At 54.0% G+C, this 23,320-nt stretch carries 19 protein-coding genes and 1 tRNA gene; 4 read left to right on the forward strand and 16 right to left on the reverse strand.

The window, feature by feature from the left end; genetic code table 11:
- Nucleotides 1-18: 18 nt before the first annotated feature.
- The 3 genes from IAG03_RS00160 (at nt 19) to IAG03_RS00170 (ending at nt 3,063) form a co-directional block, all read left to right on the forward strand.
- A complete protein-coding gene (locus tag IAG03_RS00160) occupies nt 19-1,257 on the forward strand; it encodes a galactokinase (protein ID WP_249317608.1) in 1,239 nt (412 codons plus the stop codon).
- Nucleotides 1,258-1,418: 161 nt separating this feature from the next.
- A tRNA-Thr gene (locus IAG03_RS00165) sits at nt 1,419-1,494 on the forward strand.
- 438 nt (nt 1,495-1,932) lie between these two features.
- Nucleotides 1,933-3,063, forward strand: a complete 1,131-nt coding sequence (locus tag IAG03_RS00170) for an aldo/keto reductase (RefSeq protein ID WP_249317609.1) — start codon at nt 1,933-1,935, stop codon at nt 3,061-3,063.
- A gap of 100 nt (nt 3,064-3,163) precedes the next feature.
- Here the strand turns inward: IAG03_RS00170 and IAG03_RS00175 are convergent, their stop codons facing one another.
- From IAG03_RS00175 to IAG03_RS00225, 11 genes are all read right to left on the reverse strand, one after another.
- Nucleotides 3,164-4,834, reverse strand: coding sequence for a sensor histidine kinase (locus IAG03_RS00175; protein WP_249317611.1), 1,671 nt, complete (start codon nt 4,832-4,834; stop codon nt 3,164-3,166).
- 1 nt (nt 4,835) lies between these two features.
- The gene (locus tag IAG03_RS00180; RefSeq protein ID WP_249317613.1) at nt 4,836-5,501 is read right to left on the reverse strand and encodes a response regulator transcription factor; all 666 of its coding nucleotides are present in this window, start codon (nt 5,499-5,501) and stop codon (nt 4,836-4,838) included.
- Nucleotides 5,502-5,508: 7 nt separating this feature from the next.
- The gene (gene phoU / locus IAG03_RS00185; RefSeq protein ID WP_249317884.1) at nt 5,509-6,168 is read right to left on the reverse strand and encodes a phosphate signaling complex protein PhoU; all 660 of its coding nucleotides are present in this window, start codon (nt 6,166-6,168) and stop codon (nt 5,509-5,511) included.
- A complete protein-coding gene (gene pstB, locus IAG03_RS00190; RefSeq protein WP_249317615.1) occupies nt 6,168-6,917 on the reverse strand; it encodes a phosphate ABC transporter ATP-binding protein PstB in 750 nt (249 codons plus the stop codon). The genes phoU and pstB overlap by 1 nt, the downstream gene beginning before the upstream one ends.
- A gap of 6 nt (nt 6,918-6,923) precedes the next feature.
- Nucleotides 6,924-7,790: a phosphate ABC transporter permease PstA gene (pstA, locus tag IAG03_RS00195; RefSeq protein ID WP_249317617.1), complete on the reverse strand. Its 867-nt coding sequence runs from the start codon at nt 7,788-7,790 to the stop codon at nt 6,924-6,926.
- Nucleotides 7,791-8,639, reverse strand: coding sequence for a phosphate ABC transporter permease subunit PstC (pstC, locus tag IAG03_RS00200; RefSeq protein WP_249317618.1), 849 nt, complete (start codon nt 8,637-8,639; stop codon nt 7,791-7,793).
- Nucleotides 8,640-8,719: 80 nt separating this feature from the next.
- Nucleotides 8,720-9,661: a substrate-binding domain-containing protein gene (locus tag IAG03_RS00205; RefSeq protein WP_249317620.1), complete on the reverse strand. Its 942-nt coding sequence runs from the start codon at nt 9,659-9,661 to the stop codon at nt 8,720-8,722.
- A 163-nt stretch (nt 9,662-9,824) separates the two neighbouring features.
- Nucleotides 9,825-10,736, reverse strand: coding sequence for a magnesium transporter CorA family protein (locus IAG03_RS00210; protein WP_249317622.1), 912 nt, complete (start codon nt 10,734-10,736; stop codon nt 9,825-9,827).
- Nucleotides 10,699-11,742, reverse strand: a complete 1,044-nt coding sequence (gene rfbB, locus IAG03_RS00215; RefSeq protein WP_249317624.1) for a dTDP-glucose 4,6-dehydratase — start codon at nt 11,740-11,742, stop codon at nt 10,699-10,701. Before rfbB ends, IAG03_RS00210 begins: the two co-directional genes overlap by 38 nt.
- Nucleotides 11,739-12,281 carry an NUDIX hydrolase gene (locus IAG03_RS00220; RefSeq protein WP_249317626.1) on the reverse strand — a complete coding sequence of 181 codons (543 nt, stop codon included), beginning with the start codon at nt 12,279-12,281 and terminating at the stop codon, nt 11,739-11,741. Before IAG03_RS00220 ends, rfbB begins: the two co-directional genes overlap by 4 nt.
- Before the next feature lie 13 nt (nt 12,282-12,294).
- Nucleotides 12,295-12,996, reverse strand: coding sequence for a DNA alkylation repair protein (locus IAG03_RS00225; protein WP_249317628.1), 702 nt, complete (start codon nt 12,994-12,996; stop codon nt 12,295-12,297).
- Nucleotides 12,997-13,283: 287 nt separating this feature from the next.
- Between IAG03_RS00225 and IAG03_RS00230 the strand changes: the two genes are divergently transcribed.
- Nucleotides 13,284-16,439 carry a UvrD-helicase domain-containing protein gene (locus IAG03_RS00230; protein WP_249317630.1) on the forward strand — a complete coding sequence of 1,052 codons (3,156 nt, stop codon included), beginning with the start codon at nt 13,284-13,286 and terminating at the stop codon, nt 16,437-16,439.
- 387 nt (nt 16,440-16,826) lie between these two features.
- Here IAG03_RS00230 and lysA read toward each other — a convergent pair whose 3' ends face one another.
- The 5 genes from lysA to clpP all read right to left on the reverse strand — a co-directional run bounded on the left by lysA (nt 16,827) and on the right by clpP (nt 23,138).
- Nucleotides 16,827-18,125 carry a diaminopimelate decarboxylase gene (lysA, locus tag IAG03_RS00235; RefSeq protein ID WP_249317885.1) on the reverse strand — a complete coding sequence of 433 codons (1,299 nt, stop codon included), beginning with the start codon at nt 18,123-18,125 and terminating at the stop codon, nt 16,827-16,829.
- 20 nt (nt 18,126-18,145) lie between these two features.
- Nucleotides 18,146-18,727 (reverse strand): ribosome biogenesis GTP-binding protein YihA/YsxC, encoded by a 582-nt coding sequence (gene yihA, locus IAG03_RS00240; RefSeq protein WP_249317886.1) that lies wholly within the window; start codon nt 18,725-18,727, stop codon nt 18,146-18,148.
- A gap of 11 nt (nt 18,728-18,738) precedes the next feature.
- Entirely contained in the window at nt 18,739-21,162 is a 2,424-nt protein-coding gene (gene lon, locus IAG03_RS00245; protein ID WP_249317631.1) for an endopeptidase La, read from the reverse strand.
- A 68-nt stretch (nt 21,163-21,230) separates the two neighbouring features.
- A complete protein-coding gene (gene clpX, locus IAG03_RS00250; RefSeq protein ID WP_249317633.1) occupies nt 21,231-22,538 on the reverse strand; it encodes an ATP-dependent Clp protease ATP-binding subunit ClpX in 1,308 nt (435 codons plus the stop codon).
- 18 nt (nt 22,539-22,556) lie between these two features.
- Entirely contained in the window at nt 22,557-23,138 is a 582-nt protein-coding gene (clpP, locus tag IAG03_RS00255; protein WP_249317634.1) for an ATP-dependent Clp endopeptidase proteolytic subunit ClpP, read from the reverse strand.
- Nucleotides 23,139-23,320 lie beyond the last annotated feature (182 nt).

The following is a 23,320-nucleotide window of genomic DNA, read 5'->3' on the forward strand; positions in this document are numbered from 1 at the left end:
AAGAAAAGAGGGAGTTTCATGACCGAATCCTTTCAGGCATTATATCCGCACCAACTTGACGCGCAAAAACAGCGCTATGAAACCATAAAAGAGGGATTTTCCGAATATTTCGGAAACAATCGCGATTTTTCGTACTTCAGCGCACCCGGACGCACAGAAATCGGCGGAAACCACACCGACCATAACCGCGGCTGTGTCCTGGCAGCGGCGGTCAATCTGGACATTGTGGCTGCTGCCGCCAAAAATGATGAAAATGTCATCCGCCTCAAATCCATTGAATACGAAAAAATGGATGTCATTGATCTTTCCGATCTCTCCGTACAGGAATCGGAAAAAGAGCGTTCCTCTTCCCTTTTGCGCGGTATCTGCGCGCGCTGTAAGCAGCTTGGCTATCAAATCGGCGGCTTCGACGCCTTCACCATGTCCCAGGTTCTCAAAGGCTCCGGCCTCTCGAGTTCCGCTTCCTTTGAAGTGCTGGCCGTGACGATCATCAGCCATCTCTATAACGACGGCGCCATTGACCCGATTACCGCCGCACAGATTTCGCAGTACGCCGAAAATGTCTACTTTGGAAAGCCCTCCGGATTGATGGACCAGATGGCCAGCTCGGTCGGCGGCTTTACGGCGATCGATTTCCGGGATCCTGAAAAACCGGTTCTCGAAAAAGTTTCTTTCAGCCTTGATGGCGTCGGGTACGCCATGTGTATCGTCGACACCGGCGGAAGCCACGCCGACCTTACAAGCGACTATGCTTCCATTCCAAGTGAGATGAAGGCAGTTGCGACGCTGCTCGGCTGTGAACATCTGCGGGAAGCCGACGAGGCAGAATTTTTCCGCCGTCTCGGAGAAATCCGCAAACAAACCGGCGACCGCGCCGCCCTGCGTGCGATCCATTTCTTCGCGGACAACCGGCGCGCACAGGAAGAAGCCCACGCGCTCAAGGGCGGCAATTTTGAGTACTTTAAAGAGCTGATTCTCGAATCCGGGGATTCTTCCGCCATGTATCTGCAAAATGCCTATTCCATCAAAGATCCGCAATCGCAGGGAGTCAGCCTTGCGCTTGCCGTTTCCGAACGGATTCTCCGTGGAAAAGGCGCTTGGCGTATCCACGGCGGCGGCTTTGGCGGCACGATGCAGGCATTTGTGCCCCTGGATCTCGTTCCGCGGTACAAGGCGGAAATCGAATCCGTGTTCGGCAAAGACACCTGCCACATTCTTTCCATCCGGAATGCCGGCGGCGTAAAGGTTTCCCTGTAACGTATTTTGCACCTCCTCCCGGCGTAAAAATGGCTGGGAGGAGGTTTTTTCAGGAAGTCGGAGAAGATTTGGAAAAATTCATCGGAATCCGGGCCGGAACAGCTTGACACCGTTTGTGAAATGTGGTATCATTTTCAAGTCGCCAAAAATGGTGCAAAATTGCTGGTGTGGCTCAGTCGGTAGAGCAGCTGATTCGTAATCAGCAGGTCAGCGGTTCAAGTCCGCTCACCAGCTCCAAGCCGTCTCAAACAGATTTTGTTTGAGACGGCTTTTTGTTTTTTATCGGGTTCTTATTCTTCGTTGAGAAACAAGCGATGCCATCGTTTTGGCGGACAGGAATGCGTCTATCCTGCAGCAAGCCCTTTGGGGGCCGCAGGTTTTTGCCGTTTCTGCCTGCTGATATCCGCCAAACACAGCGTTCACGCAATGTTTGCTTCTTGAAACGCCGTCGTGCTGACACCCGCCAAAGCGCAAAGAGAAAAGCGCGCCAAAAAACACGCTAGCAGGTATATTTGCCCTTGGGAATCGGCCGTCAGCTCCTTTGATTGCTTTTAATCGTATTTTTACAGAATTCAACATCTTTTGAAAAATCTATATTTGCGATTTAAACCCGCAGATTTTATAATAAAAGAAAAGCAGATTTTAAAAATCTCACGAAAACAGGAGGGGCCTTCCATGATTTTTCGAAATTTTCAGGACATCCGTCTGTCCGCGCTCGGGCTGGGCGCCATGCGTCTGCCGGTTGTCGACGGAAACGATGCGCAAATTGACGCTGCAGCGGTCGCAGAAATGGTCGCCTATGCAATGGAACACGGCATTAATTACTACGACACTGCCTGGGGCTATCATAGCGGCAATTCCGAAATTGAGATCGGCAAAGCGCTTTCCGCCTATCTGCGGGACAGCTATTATCTGGCCACAAAATTTCCCGGATACGATCTTTCAAACATGCCGAAAGTCGCAGAAATCTTTGAGCGTCAGCTTCAAAAATGCGGCGTGACATATTTTGACTTCTATCTGTTTCATAATGTCTGCGAAATGAACATCGATGCATATCTCGACGAGCAATATGGCATTTTCTCCTATTTGATGGAGCAAAAGAAAAACGGGCGGATTCGGCATCTGGGCTTTTCCTCGCACGGAAGCTGCGAAGTCATGACCCGGTTTCTGAAAGCCTACGGCGCCGAAATGGAATTTTGTCAGATTCAGCTCAATTATCTGGACTGGTCTTTCCAGGATGCCAAGCAAAAAGTAAACCTCCTGCGGGATTGGAACATTCCGATCTGGGTTATGGAGCCGTTAAGAGGCGGCCGGCTGGCAAGTCTGCCCGACGCAGATATGACACGATTGAAGGCGTTGCGCCCGGAGGAATCGGCGCCCGCCTGGGCATTCCGTTTTTTGCAGGGAATTCCCGGCGTGACAACCGTGCTTTCCGGCATGTCCAATTTAAACCAGTTAAAAGAAAATATCGCGACGTTTGAGACGGCGCGTCCGCTCTCGGAGCCCGAAACAGAGGCGCTGCTCTCCATTGCCGACGGCATGCTCGGCGACACACTGCCCTGCACCGCCTGTCGTTATTGCGTCAGCCATTGTCCTATGGGGCTGGATATTCCGATGCTTTTGGACCTTTACAATGAGCACAGCTTTACAAACGGCGGATTTCTCGCACCTATGGCACTGATGGCCGTCCCGGAGGACAAACAGCCGTCCGCCTGCATCGGCTGCCGCAGCTGTGAACAGGTTTGTCCGCAGCAAATCCGGATTTCGGAAGCCATGGCCGACTTCGCCAAACGCCTGCACGGATAAGGATTCCTGCGGCCAACGCAAAAAAGCGCATAACCAAAACGCACAAAAGCAAACCGCCCGCACCGGATTTTTTCATCCGGCGCGGGCGGTTTTTCTGACGTTAGGATTCTGTTTTCGGAAACACAATGCGAATGGTCGTTCCTTCGCCTTCCTTGCTCTGCAGGTCAATGGAGGCATGATGGAGAATTGCCGCATGCTTGACAATCGAAAGGCCAAGCCCGGTTCCGCCGGTTTCCTTGGACCGGCTCTTGTCGACGCGGTAGAAGCGTTCGAACACACGGCTCTGCTGTTCCTGCGGAATTCCGATGCCGTTATCGCGCACCGTCAGGACCGCGCGGTCGTCCTCTTTTTCGACGGAGACTTCGGCAAATCCGCCGGGCTGGTTGTATTTCACCGCATTGCTGCAAAGATTCCCGATCATTTCCGCCAAAAGGCGCTGCACGCCGGAAATCTTCACCGGCTCTCCTTCATTCAGCGTCAAACGAATGCCGCTTGCCTGTGCATGCGGTGCAAGCTGAGAAACCGTTTTCTTGGCAATTTCATACAGATTGACCGACGCAAACGGCAGCGCCTGCGTCCCTTCGTCCAACATGGAAAGCTGGATAATATCGTCAATCAGCGCGATCATCCGAGCCGATTCGTGATAAATTCGCTCCGCAAATTTCGGGACATCTGCAGGCTTGGCGATGCCGTCCTTCATCAGCTCCGAATAACCGGAAATCGACTGGAGCGGCGTCTTTAATTCGTGAGAAACATTGGCTGAAAACTCACGCCGCATTTTCTCCGCGTTATATTTCTCTGTCGCATCGAGAATCAGAACCACCACGCCGCGGACCGACTCTCCTTCGAGCACCGGATTGGCCATCCATTCGCAGTACCGGCCGTTTTTCTTGAGGACGCACCGGCCTTCTTTTCCGGAAAGCGCCTTTTCGACTGCCGCGCTGGATTCCGGCTCCCGGCTGACGGTCAGGATATGTTCGCCAGCATACGCGCGCGGCGGAATTCCCAGCAGCCGAACTGCACTGCTGTTAATGGACAGCACATCGCATTCCGGATTTAGGAGAATCATCCCCTCGCTCATATTCTCCGAAATTGCAGAAAACTCGCTTTGCTTCTCTGTCAATTTCCCAATCTGGGTCTGAATCTGCCGGTTTTGCTTTTCGATCCGGGAAAGCAGCGGAGAAAGCTCATCATAGGTATCGTTCGAGAGCGGGTTCTCCAAATCAAGCGCGTTGATCGGCTTGACGATTCGTTTGGTCAGGCCTCCCGCCAAAAGAAGTGCAATGATCAGAATGGCTGCAAACACCAGTACTAAATACGGAATGCTGCCGGCAAAGGCGGCAAACATACTGTCGGTCGTGGCAGCGACACGAAGAATCGATCCGTCGTTCAGACGAACCGCACGGTAAAAGGTCTGCTGATCGATCGTGCCGGACATCCGCACCGATTCCCCGCTGCCTTCTGTAAGTGCGGCCTGAATTTCCGGACGTTCCAGATGGTTTTCCATCTCTCCGGCCGATGCGGCACTGTCATAAAGGACGGTGCCGTCCGGCGCAATCACCGTAATCCGGTTCCGGTCCGCTGCGGGAAGCTGCTCGGCATAATCCGGATTCTCCTCCATCGCCGCTGCGATATAGGTGGTCTCCCGGCGAATTTCTTCCCGGATTTCTTTCTGAAAATTCATATAACTGACAAAACATACCGGAAACGCAACCAAAAGCAGCGCAATGATCGCAAGCAAACTCATATTTCGAAAAACACGCTGTCTCATTTTACCCTCCAATCCGGTAGCCGACCCCGCGTACCGTCTCGATCCGTTCCCCGCACGCGCCGAGTTTTTGGCGCAATGTCCGGATGTGAACGTCGACTGTGCGGGTCTCTCCGTCAAAATCGTAGCCCCAGAGTTCTCCGAGCAGCTGATCCCGGGTAAAGACGACACCCGGATGTTCCATCATGCAGCGGAGCAAATCAAATTCCTTGAGTGTCAGCGAAACCGGTTCTCCGTTCGCCGTCACCGTATGCCGGGTGACATCGAGCGCGATCTCGCCCGCACGCAATTCCTGCGTTTTTTCGGGTTCTACCCTGCGCAAAACCGCCTTCACGCGCGAAACCAGTTCCATCATGCCGAACGGCTTTGTCAGATAATCATCAGCGCCGCCATCGAGGCCGGTCACCTTGTCGAACTCGGTTCCTTTTGCCGTCGCCATGATGACCGGAATGCGTCCGGTCTTGCTGTTTCCGCGCAGGCGTCTGAGGATGGACAGTCCGTCTTCGCCGGGCAGCATGATATCGAGGATTACAAGAGAAGGCGTATGTTTCGCGACAGCCTGCCAAAACGTCTCGCTGTCTGCAAAACCCGCCGCTTCAAACCCGGTAGACTGCAGCGTATATACAATCAGTTCCCGAATATTTTCGTCGTCCTCCACACAGTAAATCATGTCGCGTTTACTCCTTCTCCACGTCGCTTTCTGCATGGACGCCTGTAATCGAGAATTCCACCCATTCTGCAATATTGACCGCATGGTCGCCGATCCGCTCAAAATATTTTGCGATCATCAGAAGATCGATTGCGTGTTCTCCGTCTGCCCTGTCCTGACGGATCATTTCGATAATTTCCCCTTTGACCTTGTCAAAAAGCGCGTCTACCACATCATCGGACGCAATGACCTCGTGCGAGAGTTCCAAATCTCTGCGGACAAACGCCTCAATGCTGCTGTTGACCATCTGGATGGTCGCCCGCGCCATATCGCCGATATGCCCCGCGCTCTCCGACGCCCGGATGTTCTCGAGCGTTACAATTTCGGAAATATCGGCCGCCTGATCGCCCAGACGCTCCATATCGGTAATCATTTTGAGCGCCGAAGAAATTTGCCGCAGATCGCGTGCAACCGGCTGCTGCTGAAGTAAAAGCTTCAGACACAGCGATTCAATTTCGCGTTCCTTGTCGTCAATCTGCGCGTCAATGGTAATGGCATTCTCTGCGAGCTTCGGATCTCCGGTCATCAAAGCCTTTGCGGCGTTTGCAATGGCCGTTTCGCACAATCCGCCCATCGCGGTCAATTCGACATTTAACTGTTTGAGCTGTTCATCAAATTTGCTGCGCATCATCCAAACCTCCCTGTGATATAATCCTCGGTGCGCTTATCGGTCGGCATAGAGAAAAGTTTTTCCGTTTCGCCGAATTCCACGATCTCACCGAGCAGGAAGAATCCGGTCTTATCAGAAATTCGAACCGCCTGCTGCATATTGTGCGTAACAATAACAATAGTATAATCTTTTTTGAGCTCCACGGCAAGATCTTCAATTTTAGAAGTAGAAATCGGGTCCAGCGCAGAAGTCGGCTCGTCCATCAGCAGCACCTCCGGCTCCACCGCCAGCGCCCGTGCGATACAAAGCCGCTGCTGCTGTCCGCCGGAAAGGCCCAGCGCGCTTTTTTTCAGGCGGTCTTTGACCTCGTCCCAGATGGCTGCATCCCGCAGCGCCTTTTCAACGATATTGTCGAGTTTGGCTTTGGCGTGAATGCCGTGTGTGCGCGGGCCAAAGGCAATATTGTCATAGACGCTCATCGGGAATGGATTCGGCTTCTGAAAGACCATTCCGACCCGGCGGCGCAGGAGGTTCACGTCCATGTCCCCGTAAATATCTTCGCCATCCAGCGAAACGCCGCCTGTAATCCGGCAGCCCTCCACCAGGTCATTCATGCGGTTCAACGTCTTTAAAAGCGTGGATTTTCCGCAGCCGGAAGGCCCGATAAACGCGGTGATTTCATTGGCCTGAATCCGCATATTGATATCCTTGAGCGCGTGAAATTCTCCGTAATACAAATCGAGATTCTGGATCTGAAATTTCTCCATACCCCTTTATCCTTTCATCAGTTTTTTTGCCGCAAGCTGCGACAGGCCATTGATTCCAATGACAACAAGCAAGAGCACCACTGCCGTCGCATAGGCTTCGTTGACGTGCAGGCCTTCGCGCGAGAGCGAGTACATGTGCACCGAAAGCATACGTCCGGAGGCCATCGGGTTTGCCGCAACTTCTGTAAATGTTCCGGAGGTATACATCAGCGCCGCCGTCTCCCCGACAATTCGGCCGGTTGCGAGAATCACGCCCGCCAAAATGCCCGGCACCGCGGAAGGCAATACAATCCGGAACACCGTCCGCAGTTTTCCGGCACCGAGTCCAAAGCTGCCCTCCCGGTAGGAATCCGGCACGCTCCGCAACGCTTCCTCTGTCGTACGCATAATCAGCGGCAGAATCATCATTGCAAGGGTAAATGCACCGGCGAGCATGGAATATCCCCATTTCAGCGCCGTGACGAAAAACAACATGCCGAACAAGCCGTAGCAGATGGATGGAATTCCGGAGAGCGTCTCGGCCGTAATCCGAACTACAGAAACCAGCTTATTGCCGCGTTTTGCATATTCGGTCAGATAAATCGCCGCAAACACACCGAGCGGAACCGCAATCAGCAGCGCCGAAAGCGTCATGGTGACGGTATTGACGATCGCCGGCGTCATTGAGACATTTTCAGAAGTATAGTGCCATGCAAAAAGCGAGGGCTTCAGATGCGGAATTCCTTTCACGAGAATATATCCCACCAAAAACAGGAACACCAGCATCGTCAGGAGGGCGGCAAGCGAAACCAGTAAAAACAGCACAAGCGACAGAGGACTGCGCCGGTAAGAAGCCCATTTTTGGCGCAAGGAGCGTTTATTAATCGATTCCATTTATGCCATCCTCCGTTTCACAAGCGAAAACGCGGTATTGATGATCAGAATAAAGACAAAGAGCACAACCGCCGTGGCAATCAGCGCTTCCCGGTGCAGATCGGCGGCATAGCCCATCTCCATGACAATGTTGGTTGTCAGCGTCCGCACGCCCTTGAAGAGTCCTGCCGGCATCCGCGCCTGGTTTCCGGCGACCATAATGACCGCCATCGTCTCGCCGATTGCACGCCCGATTCCGAGAATGACACCGGCAAAAATGCCGGATTTTGCAGCAGGCAGAACCGTGAAGAATACACTGCGCTCATGGCTTGCACCAAGCGCCAGCCCGCCTTCGTAATAGCTTTCCGGCACGGCACGGAGCGCAGATTCCGAAACCTCAATGATCGTCGGCAGAATCATCATGCCGAGCAGCAGCGAGGCGGTAAAGATGCTGTTGCCGTCTGTTCCGGTCAGATCGCGCACGATCGGGACCAAAACGACCATTCCGAAAAAGCCGTAAACAACAGAGGGAATGCCCGCCAAAAGCCCGACTGCCGGTTTTAAGAACCGATACAGTCCTTTTGGGCAAAACCGGGCCATATAAATCGAGGTCAAAATTCCAATCGGCACGCCGATCATGAGCGCGCCTGCCGTAACATAGAAGCTGCCGAGAATCATCGGCAGGATCCCGTAAATGTCATTGCCGGGTTTCCATTTTTGCCCGGTCAAAAACTTGAGGACGCCAATTTTCCCCATTGCCGGGATCCCGTTTGCAAACAGGAAAATACAGATCAGGGCCACCGCCAAAATGGACGCGCAGGCCGCAACCAAGAACACCACCCGCATCGCGGATTCCATCGGTTTTTTCATAGCTTCCTCCCATATGGCAAACGGGCCACGGTAACAGATACCGTTTCCCATTTGCCCTGCGTATTCTCAAACGTTCTTTTTTATTTTGCAGAAGACCAGTCTGTAATTTCTCCGGTAAAGACACCCTTGACCGCTTCACTGGTCATGCCGTCAAAGCTGTTTTCCTTGTTGACAATCACGGCGATTCCGTCGATTGCAATCTTTGTTTCCGTCAGGCCTGCTTCTTTTTCGCTGTCCTTAAGCGCTCTCGATGCCATTCCGATATCGCAGATGCCTTCGATTGTGGAGTTCATACCGGTTGTGGAGTCGCTTTCCTGAATTTCAACTTCTGCGTTCGGGTTGACTGCTGCATAGGCTTCTTTCAGTTTTTCCATCACCGGTGTGACCGAAGAGGATCCTGCCACGGTAACCTTGCCGGAAGGCTGTTTGCCTGCATAGGGTTTTGCTGCGTCATCCGCTGCAATGTAGCCGTTCTCTTCAATGACTGCCTGCCCCTCTGCGCTCAGGATGTAATCTTCAAAATCCTGCGCCGCTTCGCTGAGTGTGCCTTTGGTTGCGATGTTGAAGGGCCTTGACACCTTGTAGCTGCCGCTCTTGATATTTTCGACCGTTGCATCCGCACCGTCGATTTTCAGCGCCTTCACCGTATCGTTTAAAGAGCCGAGCGAAATGTAACCGATTGCCGCGGGGTTGCCTGCCACGGTTGTCATCATGACAGAGGTGCTGTTTGTCACAATCGCTTCCTCAGTCGTGTTGTCAATTTTGTTCCCGTCGGCATCTTTTTCTTCGATCCCGAACAGTTCAATGAATGCGCCGCGGGTTCCGGAGCCGTCTTCACGGGAAACGACGCTGATCGCGCCCAGGTCTGCGTTTGCCGGTTCCGAAGTGCTTTCTGCCTGCGATGTCTGCGATTCCGCTGCAGACGCTGTGCTGCTTGAACTTTCCGTGTTGCCGGATGCACATCCCGCCATTGCGGCAAGGATCAATACGAGCACCAGCATAAGTGATCCAATCTTTTTCATGGTTCATTCTCCTTTTTTTATTCTGTCTTTTTCGTTCTTACAAGTATTATGGTAAATTTACAATGTAAAATGTAAAAGTGCAGGAATGTTAAATGGAGGTAAAATCGCATACAAAAAGAGCCTGTCCGGATTTTACCCGAACAGGCCCTTTACAAGCGCAACTTTACAAAAACTTTTTCTTTTTACAAATCCAAACGCTTCCCGCAACGATCAGCACGCTGGCCGCAATCACAAGCGCATAGCCGTACCGCCATTTCAGCTCCGGCATGTTCGCAAAGTTCATGCCGTACCAGCCGGTCACAAGCGTCAGCGGCAAAAAGATGGTCGCCACAACGGTCAGAATCTTCATGATTTTATTCTGCCGGATATCGAGCTGTGCCTGGTACACCTCGCGCACCTGCATCGAATATTCCCGCAGCATCTGCGTTTCCCCCTGCAGACGCGACAGGCGGTCCATGCAAATCCGCAGATGCAGACAGGCGGTATCATCCAGGTAGTCGTTTTCATTTTCCAAAAGCCGGTGCAGGGCGTCTGTCAGCTGGGTGTAGTACCGGTAAAACCGCATGGTCGTCTTGCGCAGGTGCAGCATCTGATGGTTAAAATTCGGACATGCGCCGCCGAGCACCTCCGTCTCCAGGCGCGCAATCCGGTTTTCCTCTTCTTCCAGGCGCAAAAAATCCTGTTCCGTCAGCAAATCGATGACATCACAAAAGAGCAGTCCCGCCGACGGATGCTTCCATTTCCGCGTTTTGGCGATCCGCTCCAGGAGCTTTTCACAAATTCCGGCGCTGTCCCAAAAGATCACCTGATTTTTCCGCAGACAATATGCCAGTTCCCGATACCCGTTTCCTTTCTCAGCCGGAACGGCAATGGTTCCGAGAACGGCATCCGGATAAACCTCCGCTTTGCAGTACCGGATCCGCTCACATTTTTGCAGAAACGCCGGATCCGTTCCGGCAAGAAGCGGAGACTGCGCCGTTTCTTCCGGTGTCAGCACGGCGGCAAATCCGCCGGTTTCCCGCATGCAGTCTCCGGCCTCACAGGGCTGAAGCGCTGTCCCGATCTGATAATACATGTTCCCCACTTCCCTCTTTCTCTGTAAAACTTACGCCGCCCGGCCGCTTTAGCGCCCACGGGTTCTCGACATACCATTCCACCGTCTTGCGCAGACTTTCCGCAAAGCGATGTTCCGGCCGCCAGGAAAGCGTCCTGCGCAGCTTTTCTGCGCTGAGCGCATACCGGCGGTCATGACCCGGACGATCCGCAACAAACTGCAGCTGGGTCTCCGGTTTTCCGAGCAGCCGTAAAATTTCCCGTACAAGCGAGAGGTTGTCCCGCGGTTCCTCTGCGCTGATCAAATAAAGCTCCCCGGGCTGTCCATTTTGCAAAATGCATTCTATCGCGCTGCAGTGGTCTTCCACAAAAATCCAATCCCGCACATGGTTCCCGGTTCCATACACCGGAACCGGCTGCCCGTTTTGCGCACATTGGATCGCGTGCGGGATCAGCTTTTCCGGATGCTGATAGGGTCCAAAGTTATTGGTACAGCGCGAAACCGTGACCGGCAATCCATAGGTGCGATGATAGGAAAACGCAAGCAGATCCGCACCCGCCTTGCTTGCGGAGTACGGACTGGAAGGCCGAAGCGGCGTGTCTTCTGTAAACTGGGCTGTGCTTTCCAGCGGCAATTCTCCATACACTTCGTCCGTCGAAACCTGATGAAACCGCGAAACGCCAAAGTGCAGGGCGGCGTCGAGAAGCACCTGGGTTCCCAACAAATTGGTCCGCAAAAACAGCGACGGATCGCGGATGGAACGGTCCACATGGCTCTCTGCGGCAAAATTGACGACAACATCGAAGTTCTCCTGCGCAAAAAGCGCAAAGACAAGCTCCCGGTCGGCGATATCGCCCTTTTGGAACCGGTAGTTGGAAGCCCCTTGCAGGCCCTCCAGCGCCTCACGACTTGCAGCATACGTCAGCAAATCCAGATTGACAAAGCGATCCGCCGGGTGCCGCGCCAGCATCCGGCGCAAAAAGGCGCTTCCGATAAATCCTGCGCCGCCGGTTACCAAAACATTCATAAAGCCTCCCGCGGCAGCTGACTGTATTGCCGGTATACCTGCCGGTATTCTTCCGCCGACATGCAATAGAGCGGATCGTGCATCAGAATCCGCTCCCCGAGCAGCGCGGCGTCCATCCATTTGACTGCAGAAATTTCTTCCCGCTGAAACTGCAGCTTTTCCGGAAGTTCCGCGGGATCCAGCAAAAAGACGTCGTTCCACTCATTGCTGCAAAACGCGCCGCTGTGCACACAAAGCTGTTGGGTAAAGAGGTAGCGCAGTGCTTCCGGCTTTGCCTGTACGCCGATTTCCTCCCGAAGTTCCCGCAGCGCGCCTTCCAAAATATCTTCTCCGGCGGAAACATGCCCTGTGCAGGCGGCATCCCAGCACCCCGGAAAGCATTCCTTGTCCGCCGCACGTTTCTGAAGCAGCACTTCGCCGTTTCGGATCACCCAAACATGTACGCTCTGGTGCCAGTCGCCGTCGCGGTGGACGGCCTCCCGCTCTTTTTTCTCGCCGGTTTTCCGTCCGGTTGCGTCCATAAGATCAAACCACTCCATGCTGTGCCTCCTTCTATTTCCGTTTCATCTGTTTTAAAACTGCCTTGGTTTCTGCATCGACGCGAAAAGATTCCCGCGTTTTCTGCAAGGCTTTGTTGTAAGTAAAGAGGTCAAGATTCGTGTCCCCGCGCAAATAGTCCATCGTCTGCTCCGGGAATTTCGCAAAACAGACGGATACAGCCCACGCAACGGCCATCTGCACATAGTATTGCCCGTTACAGGCGACGCTGTCCAGCGCCTTAATTACCTTCGGGAGATAGGATTCCGTTATAAAATGATCCAGCAGCATCACCACGCCGAACCGCGCGTAATATTCGCGGGATTCCTGTAAATAGGGCTGTAAAAAATCCCAGACAGCCTCCGGCGCGCGGCGGGCAAGTTTCAAAGAGGCGCAAAAGCTGTCGCATACGGACCAGTTGTCAATTTTCGGAACAAATGCCGCAACGTACGGCAAAATTTCCGCCGGCTCCGCCCGGACGCCGCCGATCGTCATGCCCTGCAGCATGATTTCTTCCATAAAATCATCTGAAGCGCCTGCAAGATAGGCCCGCCAATCTCCGTGCGCCAGTTCCTTGGCAAGTTTGCGCAGCGCAGGCAACCGCACGCCGAGGATTCGGTTTTCCCCGACCGTCGGCAGCAAACGCGCCGTAAATACCCGGTATTCCGGATCTGCAAGCGCCCCCAATTTTTCGCGCAACCCTTCTCGTTCCTGCATGATACCGCTCCATTCCAAAAATGTCCGACTTCTATTGCAAGCCTCTGTATCTCCCGCCAAAACGCCGTTTTGCCCGATGGTGTGGGACAATTCTGCTATCGGGCTGCGGCAGTTGGCCAGTTCGATTCCCCGCCGGTACTTGGGGGTCTGGCTGAGGTTATTCTCGCTAGATTATTATACCACATCCCGCCTTGTGATTCCATCTTTCTTCCTGAATTCTGCGCTTGCATCTGCGGCCAAAACCGCCTATGATAGAAGTATTCTAAGCTTTCTGGAGGAACCCGGCCATGTTCATCGCAGATCTCCATATTCATTCCCACTATTCCCGCGCGACCAGCCGCGACTGCGCGCTGCCTGATTTGGATCTTTGGGCCAGAAAGAAGGGCATCGCGCTTCTCGGCACCGGGGATTTCACCCATCCCGCATGGCGCGCCGAGCTGAAAGAGGCCCTTGTTCCCGCCGAAGAGGGGCTTTACCGTCTGCGGGACTCTCTGCGTCTGCCCTGTTCCGTTGCCGGCGAGGTTTCGGATCCGCGATTTCTTGTCACCGGAGAAATCAGCTCGATCTATAAAAAGGACGGCCGCACCCGAAAGGTTCATAACTTGATTTTACTGCCGAACCTTGAGGCAGCCGAAGCGCTTTCCCGGCGTCTTGAGAAAATCGGCAATCTGCATTCCGACGGCCGCCCGATTCTCGGGCTCGACAGCCGGGATCTGCTGGAAATTACGCTTGACGTCTGCCCGGACGCTATGCTGATTCCAGCGCATATCTGGACGCCGCACTTTTCCATGTTCGGTGCATTTTCCGGTTTTGACAGCGTCGAGGCCTGTTTCGGGGATCTTTCCTCGGAGATTCGCGCATTTGAAACCGGCCTTTCCTCCGATCCGCCGATGAACTGGCAGCTCTCTGCACTTGATCCGTATGTGATGGTTTCCAATTCAGACGCACATTCGCCGCAAAAACTCGGACGGGAGGCCAACCTTTTCCGTACCGCCTGCAATTACCCCGCCATCCGGCGTGCCCTGCGCGGAGAAGATCCGCAGGGCTTTTACGGAACCATTGAATTTTTCCCCGAAGAGGGCAAATATCACTACGACGGGCACCGCAACTGCGGCGTTTGCCTGACGCCGGGCGAAACGCTGCAGACCGACGGAATCTGTCCGGTCTGCGGCAAAAAGCTCACGATTGGCGTGCTGCACCGCGTCGAAGCGCTCGCAGATCGCCCTGCCGGTATCATCCCGCCGGGCGCACGCCCGTATGAAAATCTGATTCCGCTCCCAGAAGTCATCGCCGCTTCGACCGGCTTTACGCCTGCCAGCATGAAGGTGCAGACCTGTTATGAACATCTCCTGCAAACGCTGGGATCGGAGTTTTCCATTCTGCGCAGCCTTTCCGTGTCGGAATTGGAACCTGTCGCCGGACCGTGCGTGGCAGAAGGCATCCGCCGTATGCGCGCGGGCACGCTTACCATGGATCCCGGCTATGACGGGGAATACGGAAAGCTGCACCTGTTGGAGCCGGCGGAAATCAGTATGCTATCGGGTCAAATGAGTCTTTTTGGCACCGCGGTTGCATGCCCGCCAAAGAAACGCCGCCCCGCGCCGGCCAAGGCGCCGCAAAACGCCCCAAAAGAGGCGTCCGCGCCTTCCGCACCCGCCAAAAACAATCTGAACGCCGAACAGGAGGCCGCCGTCTGCGCCGAGGACGCCTGCATTCTGGCCATTGCCGGTCCCGGCACCGGAAAGACCAAAACGCTGATCGCCCGAATTTCACATCTTCTGGAAACCGGTACCCCGCCAAGCGCCATCACTGCCGTTACCTTTACCAACAAGGCGGCCCGGGAAATGCGGGACCGGCTTGCACAAACCGGTCAAAAGGCCGCTGCCGTCACCATTGGAACCTTTCACGGAATCTGTCTGCGATTGCTTGCGGAAGCCGGAATCGAAACAACTCTGCTCAGCGAAGAGGATGCGCTCTGTTTTGCTGAAGAAACTGTCCGCGCCTTTTCCCTCTCGCTTACGCCAAAGCAGCTGCTCAGCGGAATCTCTCGAATCAAAAACGGCTGCACGCCGGAAGGAAAAGCCGCCGCTCTGCTGACCCCGGAAATTTGCGCCGATTATCAGGCGCGTCTGCAGCAGGCGGACGCTCTGGATTTTGATGACCTTTTGCTCCGTGTATTGGAGGAATCCTTCCCGCTCAAGCGCAAGGTTCGGTTTTCGCATCTGCTGGTCGATGAGTTTCAGGATATCAACTGCGTACAATACCGCTTGATTCAAAAATGGAGCCAGCATAGCCGCAGTCTGTTTGTGATCGGAGACCCGGATCAGTCGATCTACGGGTTCCGCGGTTCGGATTCGCAGTGCTTCACACGCCTGAAAGACGATTTCCCCGATGCCCGGCAAATTGTCTTTCGCCAAAATTACCGATCCACACCGGAAATTCTGCGCTGTGCCGGCGCTGCCATTGCGCGGAATGCAAGCGATACGCGCCTTGCTCTAGAGCCCGCCCGGCCGGGCGGAGCGCCTGTCCGTCTGCTGCGCGCGCCGGATGCATTCTCCGAAGCACTCTTTGTCGCAAAGGAAATCAATCGGATGGTCGGCGGAATCGATATGCTCGACGCACAACTGCAAACAGGCAGCGCTGTGCGCAGTTTCTCCGAAATTGCCTGTCTGTATCGGACGCACCGACAGGCGGAGCTGCTCGAAACATGCTTGCAAAAAGAGGGCATCCCCTATACCGTCACCGGACGGGAATCGCTTCTCCGCGATCCGCAGGTTCGCGGCGTTCTCGCATTTTTCCGCGCACTGCTCTGTCCTGCGGATCGAACCGCGCTGCGCACGGCACTGCTGGAGGGACTTTCCTGTCCGCCGGCGCTGGTTCGTTCTGTTGCTGCAGGAAGCGTTGCGCCGGAATCGGTTCCGCAGTGGCAGGAACTCCGCGAAAAATATCTGCCGCTTCTCAAAAAGAGCCGTCCGCACCAGCTTTTGGATCAGTTTTACGCCGATATCGGGCGTAGCGGTGCAGAGGCGCTGGAAAAGCTGCGGAACCAGGCTGTCCTGTTCCGCAGCCTGCCGGATTTTCTGCAAAACCTGACGCTCGGTACCGAAAGCGACCTGACCCGCAGCGGCGGCAAAACCTATCGGTCGGACGCCGTTTCTCTGATGACGCTGCATGCGGCAAAAGGGCTGGAATTTCCGGTCGTCTTTCTCTGCGGTGTGGAACAGGATCTCCTTCCGCTCTCACAGCCCGGACGAACTGCTGATCCCGCAGAGGAACGCCGTCTGTTCTATGTCGGGATTACCCGCGCAAAAGAGGAATTGCTTCTTTTGACCGGCAAAACGCCTTCTTCGTTCCTTGCGGAGCTTCCGGATTCCGCCGTTCATGCGGAGCGCCTTGCAGAACGGGCGTCTGTCCGCAGCGGGACACAGCTTCGGTTCTTTTAATCTGCGAGAATACGCGAAACATCCCGTATTTCCGCCGATCATTCCGACAGGAGGCAAAGCGTTCTGCTGCAATTTTTCTAAAACAACCTGAAACAAATGTAGTCCTGTTACCGTCTGGCTCCATCGCAAGGCGCATCACCGGAGCCTGATTTTCCGTACGCAAAACGACCCTGTCTGCCTTCTCTGCATATCGCGCAAGCTTCAAAGCGCGTTCTGTAAAAAGCCTGCTTTCCACGTGATGGTTCAAAAGACGCAGTCTGACCGTTCCGGCTTTGCTGCGTCTTTTTTGCATTCCGGAAAATAAAATGAGAAATACGCCGGGCTGTTGGAACGCAAAATACACAAAGCCCCGCCGTACCTTTCCGGAACGGCGGGGCAAATCAATTTTTACAGGTCGTTGCGCACCAAATCTTCGTAGCTTTCACGGCGCACCGCCAAATACGGTTTGCCTTCTTTCACCATGACCAGCGCAGGGCGCGGAATCCGGTTGTAATTGGAGGCCATCGAGTAATTGTAAGCGCCGGTAGAAAATACCGCCAGGATGTCGCCCGGCTCTGCCTGCTGGATTTTGGTATTCTCCTGAATCAAATCGCCGCTTTCACAGCATTTTCCCGCGATCGTGACGGTTTCGTCCGCAGGCTGCGACGCCTTATTTGCCACGACAGCCGTATAATCCGATTTGTAAAGCGCATAACGCGGATTATCCCCCATGCCGCCGTCGACTGAAACATACGTCCGGATGCCCGGAATCTCCTTGATATTACCGATCGTATAGAGCGTGATGCCCGCATTGCCGACAATCGCGCGGCCCGGTTCTACGACAAGGTGCGGCAGCGGCAGATTGTAGTGCGTGCAGACATGCCCGATTGCATCCGCAATCAATTCCATATAATATTCCGGCGGAAGCGGACGGTCGGTCTCTATGTATTTGATCCCGAACCCGCCGCCAAGATTGAGTTCCTCAATGGTAATTCCGGTTTCCTGATGGACTTCCGCCATCAGGGTCGCCATCCGCTCTGCGGCCAGCACAAACGGATCTGTCTCGAAAATTTGGGAGCCGATATGGCAGTGCAGCCCCTTGAGCAGGACATTGGGATACAACGCGGCCTTTTTGGCAGCGTCAAGCGCCTCGCCGGTTTCCAGCGCAAATCCAAACTTCGAATCGATTTGGCCAGTTCGGATAAAGTCATGTGTATGCGCGTCGACTCCGGGCTTTACGCGCAGTGAAATCACCGCAGTTTTTCCAAGCTCTGCGGCATCGCTCTGAAGCAATTTGAGCTCTTCCAGATTGTCGACAATAAAGCAGCCGATTTCGCTTTCCAACGCATACCGGATCTCGTCCGGGGTCTTGTTATTCCCGTGGAAATAAATGCGCTCTGACGGAAATCCAGCCTGCAGCGCCGTGTAAAGTTCTCCGCCGGAAACAACATCCAGACACAGGCCCTCCTCTGCGGCAATTCGGCACATGGCTTTGCAGTTGAGCGCCTTGCTCGCATAGGTAACCTTTCCCATTCCGCCGTTATACCGGCCGAAGGACTCCAGAAACGAACGGCAGTTTTCGCGAATTTTGTCCTCATTCATCACATAGAGCGGTGTGCCGAATTCCTCAGCAAGCGCAAGCGTATCATATCCGCCGACTGTCAGATGTCCGTTTTCATTGATGTCAAATCCGTCATAAAGAAGCATTGCCATTGGCCCTCCAAACATTAGATTTCGCTGTGCTTCGTGATAATTTCCCGAAGCAATTCCACATTTTCTCCATTTGCCGCCGAAACCGGCAGCCAGAGATAACCGTTATCCGTAAAAAGTTCCTCAAAATATGCAGATTGCTGTTCCCGCTGCGCACGGTTGAGTTTATCCACCTTTGTGCACATCACGACAAACGGGAACTGATTTGCAATCAGATAGTCAATCATATTGCAGTCGTCCTTGGAAAGCGCGTGCCGCATATCGACAATCTGTACCACCAGCTGAATTTGTCGGCCGGACGAAAAATACCCTTCGATCAGGTTTCCCCAACGTTTTTTCTCCGCAAACGAAACTTTCGCATAGCCGTATCCGGGCAAATCGACAAACCGGCAGCGATCCACACGGTAAAAATTGATTGTCGCCGTTTTTCCGGGCGAGCTGCTGGTGCGCGCGAGCGCCTTTCGGTTGACCAGCTTGTTGATCAGCGAGGACTTCCCGACATTGGATCTTCCGGAAAACACGATCTCCGGGAGATCCGAAGGAAGCAGCTGCTTTTGCAGTGCTGCCGCAGACTCGAACGAACAATTCTGAAAATTCATCATTTCGGCCCTCACTGGCAAATGTGGGCGGAAGTTCCCACAGAATGTCCCTCCGGCAGATGCACGTTATGTTCCTGCTGCGGGGCAGGCATCCGCACAAGCGCCGCCTGCAGGACTTCGTCCGCGCGCTGCACCGGCAAAAACGAAACTTTTTCTTTGACTGCCTCGTCGACCTCATCGAGATCCGGTGTGTTGCCATACGGAATGATGACCGTTTTCATGCCCGCCCGATAGGCAGCCATGCTCTTTTCTTTCAGGCCTCCGATCGGAAGTACGCGTCCCCGCAGCGTAATCTCTCCGGTCATTGCAACGTCGTGCCGCACCGGAATGCCGCTGAGCGCAGAGGTAATGGCCGTCGCCATGGTAATGCCTGCAGAAGGTCCGTCCTTCGGGATTGCACCCTCCGGCACATGAATATGGATATCGCATTTTGAATAGAAATCGCTCCGGATCCCCAGCTTTACAGCATGTGCGCGGATATAGGTAATCGCCGCCTTGGCCGACTCCTTCATCACATCGCCAAGAGAACCGGTCAGCTCAATTTTGCCGGTCCCGTCCATCACGGCAACTTCAATAGGCATGGTCTCTCCGCCGACGCTTGTCCAGGCAAGACCATTCGCCACACCGATTTCGTCCGTTGTCTGGCGGTCGTCTTCTTTAAATTTTTTCGCGCCGAGCAGCGTTTCCAGGCGCGCCGGCGTAATCACAATCTTTTCTTCTGTTTCCGACGAAACGATTTCTTTTGCGCATTTCCGGCACACCGACGCAATCGTTCTCTCCAGATTGCGGACACCGGCTTCTTTCGTATAGCCGTCGATCATTTCGCGGACCGCAGCCGGTGTAAAGCGCAGCACTTTCGGCGAAATTCCGTGACGTTTGAGCTGTTTGGGAATCAAGTGCTTTGTCGCAATATGGAACTTTTCCTCATGGGTATAACTCGGCAGCGTGATGACATCCATCCGGTCAAGCAGCGGCCCGGGGATTGCCGTATAATCATTTGCCGTGGTCAGGAAGAGCACATTGCTTAAATCAAAGGGCATATCGATAAAGTGATCCTGGAAGGTTGCATTTTGCTCCGGATCCAATACTTCCAGCAGAGAAGAAGACGGATCCCCGCGGAAACTCTGTCCCAGTTTATCAATTTCATCCAAAAGCAGCAGCGGATTGTTCGTGCCGGCCTGTTTGAGCGCCGCAATGATCCGCCCGGGCATCGAGCCGATATACGTTTTGCGATGGCCCACAATATCGGATTCATCCCGCACGCCGCCCAGCGAAACGCGGACATAGTTCCGCCCGGTCGCCTTGGCGATCGATTTTGCAATCGAAGTTTTGCCGACGCCCGGCGGTCCGACAAGGCAAATGATCTGCCGGTTATAATCCGGCGCCAGCTTCCGCACCGCAAGGGTTTCCAAGATTCGCTCTTTTACCTTGGTCAGGCCGTAGTGGTCGCGGTTCAAAATTCGTTCCGCTTTTTTCAGGTCGATCGTTTCCTTGCTCTGTTTATTCCAGGGCAGATCGAGACAGATCTCGAGATATCCCCGGATGACGCTTGCCTCGTGGGACCCGTACGGCATCTTAGACAAGCGGTCGCATTCATGCAGCAGCTTCTCCTGCTGCAGCTGCGGCAGTCCGGCGTCCATAACCTGTTTGCGGAATTCCTCCGCTTCTCCTTGCGGACTGTCCTCTTCGCCAAGTTCCGCTGAAATTGCCTTGAGCTGTTCGCGCAGATAGTACTCCCGCTGATTGTCGTCGATCCGTTCCTTGGTCTTTTCACTGATCTCATTTTCGATCGAGAGAACCTGCAGTTCATTTTCGAGAATATCCGTCAACACGGTAATCCGCTTAATTGGGTTGCGTTCTTCGAGAACCTCCTGTTTGTCGGCATAATCGAGACCGATATTCGCCGCAATAAAATCTGCCAGCTTTCCGCAGTCGTCTTCCTTCACAACGCCTATAATAATATCCGGCGGCACCATACGGGACAGTTTCAGGTATTCCTCAAAAAGCTTCTTGGTATACCGCACCAGCGCTTCCGCACGGGGGCCCTTTTGCCGCGCCTGTTCCTCAAACGGCTGAACTTCCGCCTCCAGGAACGGTCTCTCCTGGGTAATGCCCAGCATCTTTGCACGGTACAGACCTTCCACATACAGGCGCACGCCGTCGTTTCCATGCTGCAGCGTCTGCTTAATCCGTGCGACAACGCCCATCTGGAAAAGCTGCTTTCCGGACGGCTCGTCATCTTCAATGCTCTTTTGCGCTGTGAAAAAGATCAGCTGATCTCTGCCCATTGCCTCGCGAACCGCAAGGATGGACTTCTCCCGTCCGACATCAAACTGCAGGGACATTTCCGGAAATACCACAAGGCCGCGCAGTGCGACCGCCGGGAACCGGATCCCCTCATTTTTTGCTCTTGTAACTTTTACTACCGTACTCATATGCATTAAACTCCAAATCATAACAACAAAGGCTGCTGCATATGCTCCGACACGCAGCAGCCCCTTTTTCAGGCAGTATCCTTATGACCGGATTTTTTCTTTCCGGCGGACATCTGGATACTAACCGGTTTCCGGCTCGTATCCCGAACCAATTCCGGCGCCGCACCGTCCTGCACCACTTCAGGCGTCACAATGACCTTGGCCACCGTATAGTCAGAAGGGATATCGTACATCAGCGGTTCCAAAATATGCTCCATTGTGGAACGCAGTCCACGCGCCCCAGTGTGACGTTCCAGCGTCTGCTTGGCAATGGCGGAAAGTGCCTCCGGCGTAAATTCCAGATCCACCTTATCCAGCGCAAACAGCCACTTAAACTGATTGACGAGGCTGTTTTTCGGCTCCGTCAGAATGCGAACCAGCGCTTCTTCATCTAGACCGTTGAGCGCCGTGATGACCGGAAGCCGGCCGACCAGCTCCGGAATCAAACCGAATTTCACAAGGTCATGCGGCTGCACTTCCGACATCCACGCCGTGGTATCCAGCTCTGCCTTGCTGCGCACCTGTGCGCCAAATCCCATAGAAGAGGAATCCGTCCGTTTTTCGACCACTTTTTCGAGCCCGTCAAACGCACCGCCGCAGATAAAGAGGATGTTCGACGTGTCGACCTGGATAAATTCCTGCTGCGGATGCTTCCGCCCGCCCTGCGGCGGAACGTTGGCGACCGTGCCTTCCAGGATTTTCAGCAGCGCCTGCTGCACGCCTTCGCCGCTGACATCGCGCGTAATCGAAGGATTTTCCGATTTGCGCGCAATCTTATCAATTTCATCGATATAGATAATGCCGCGTTCGGCCCTTTCAATATCGTAATTGGCGGCCTGAATCAGACGCAGCAGGATGTTTTCCACATCCTCACCGACATAGCCGGCTTCTGTCAGAGTCGTAGCGTCCGCAATCGCGAACGGTACTTCCAACATTTTGGCAAGCGTCTGCGCAAGCAGCGTTTTGCCGACGCCGGTCGGGCCGAGCAGCAAGACGTTGCTCTTGCCGATCTCGACTTCACCTTCGCCGCCGTAATAAATTCGTTTGTAGTGGTTATAAACCGCAACGGAAAGGGCAACCTTCGCGTCGTCCTGTCCGATTACATATTCGTCGAGAAGCGTTTTAATCTCGTGCGGTTTGGGTAAAGAGGCCGGAATTTCCTTTGCCTGCCGTGCTCTGTGCTTTGGAAAATCTTCCTCCGCGCAAAGAATGTCCAGGCATTTTTCGATACAGGCATCACAGATATAAACGCCGGGGCCTGCAATCAGCCTTCTCGTCTGCGCCTGCGGCGCACCACAAAACGAGCAAAAAATTTCTCTGTTTTCCGTATTGCTCATAGTAAAACCGCTCCGCTTTTATTGTTTTTCAATCACCTTGTCGATCAGGCCGTACTGCATCGCTTCTTCTGCGGACATAAAGTTGTCACGCTCTGTATCGCGCGCAATCACATCCAGCGGCTGGCCGGTCCGTTCCGACAAAATCCGGTTGAGTCTTTTTTTGACGAGGTTAATATGATCCGCCTGAATCATGATATCCGTCGCCTGCCCCTGCGCACCGCCGCTGGGCTGATGAATCATAATCTCGCTGTTCGGCAGCGCAAAACGCTTGCCCTTCGCGCCGGCAGCAAGCAAAAACGCGCCCATGCTGGCCGCAAGACCCATGCAGATGGTGGAAACATCGCAGCGGATATACTGCATCGTATCATAAATCGCAAGACCGGCTGTGACAGAGCCGCCCGGGCTATTGATATACAGGCTGATATCTTTCGAAGGATCCTGGCCCTCAAGATACAAAAGCTGCGCAACAATCAGGCTTGCAGAAGCATCGGTGACTTCTTCATGCAGCATAATAATCCGGTCATTCAAAAGACGCGAAAAAATATCATAAGACCGTTCACCACGGTTGGTTTGCTCGATAACATAAGGGACTAACGCCATAAAAATGCCTCCTTGCTTTCTGTCTCTGCGCGCAAACGTGCGTCTGACTTCATTTTAGGGTTCTAGAGATTCCCGCTCTCATCGGGGCTCGCCGTTTGACGCCGTATACTCAAGTACCGCAGCTGTCATAAAAGACGGCTGCGATACCCTTTTCTGAGCTGCTTCATGTTCAGCATTGACAG

Source organism: Yeguia hominis (assembly GCF_014384705.1).
GTDB classification, from domain to species: domain Bacteria; phylum Bacillota; class Clostridia; order Oscillospirales; family Acutalibacteraceae; genus Yeguia; species Yeguia hominis.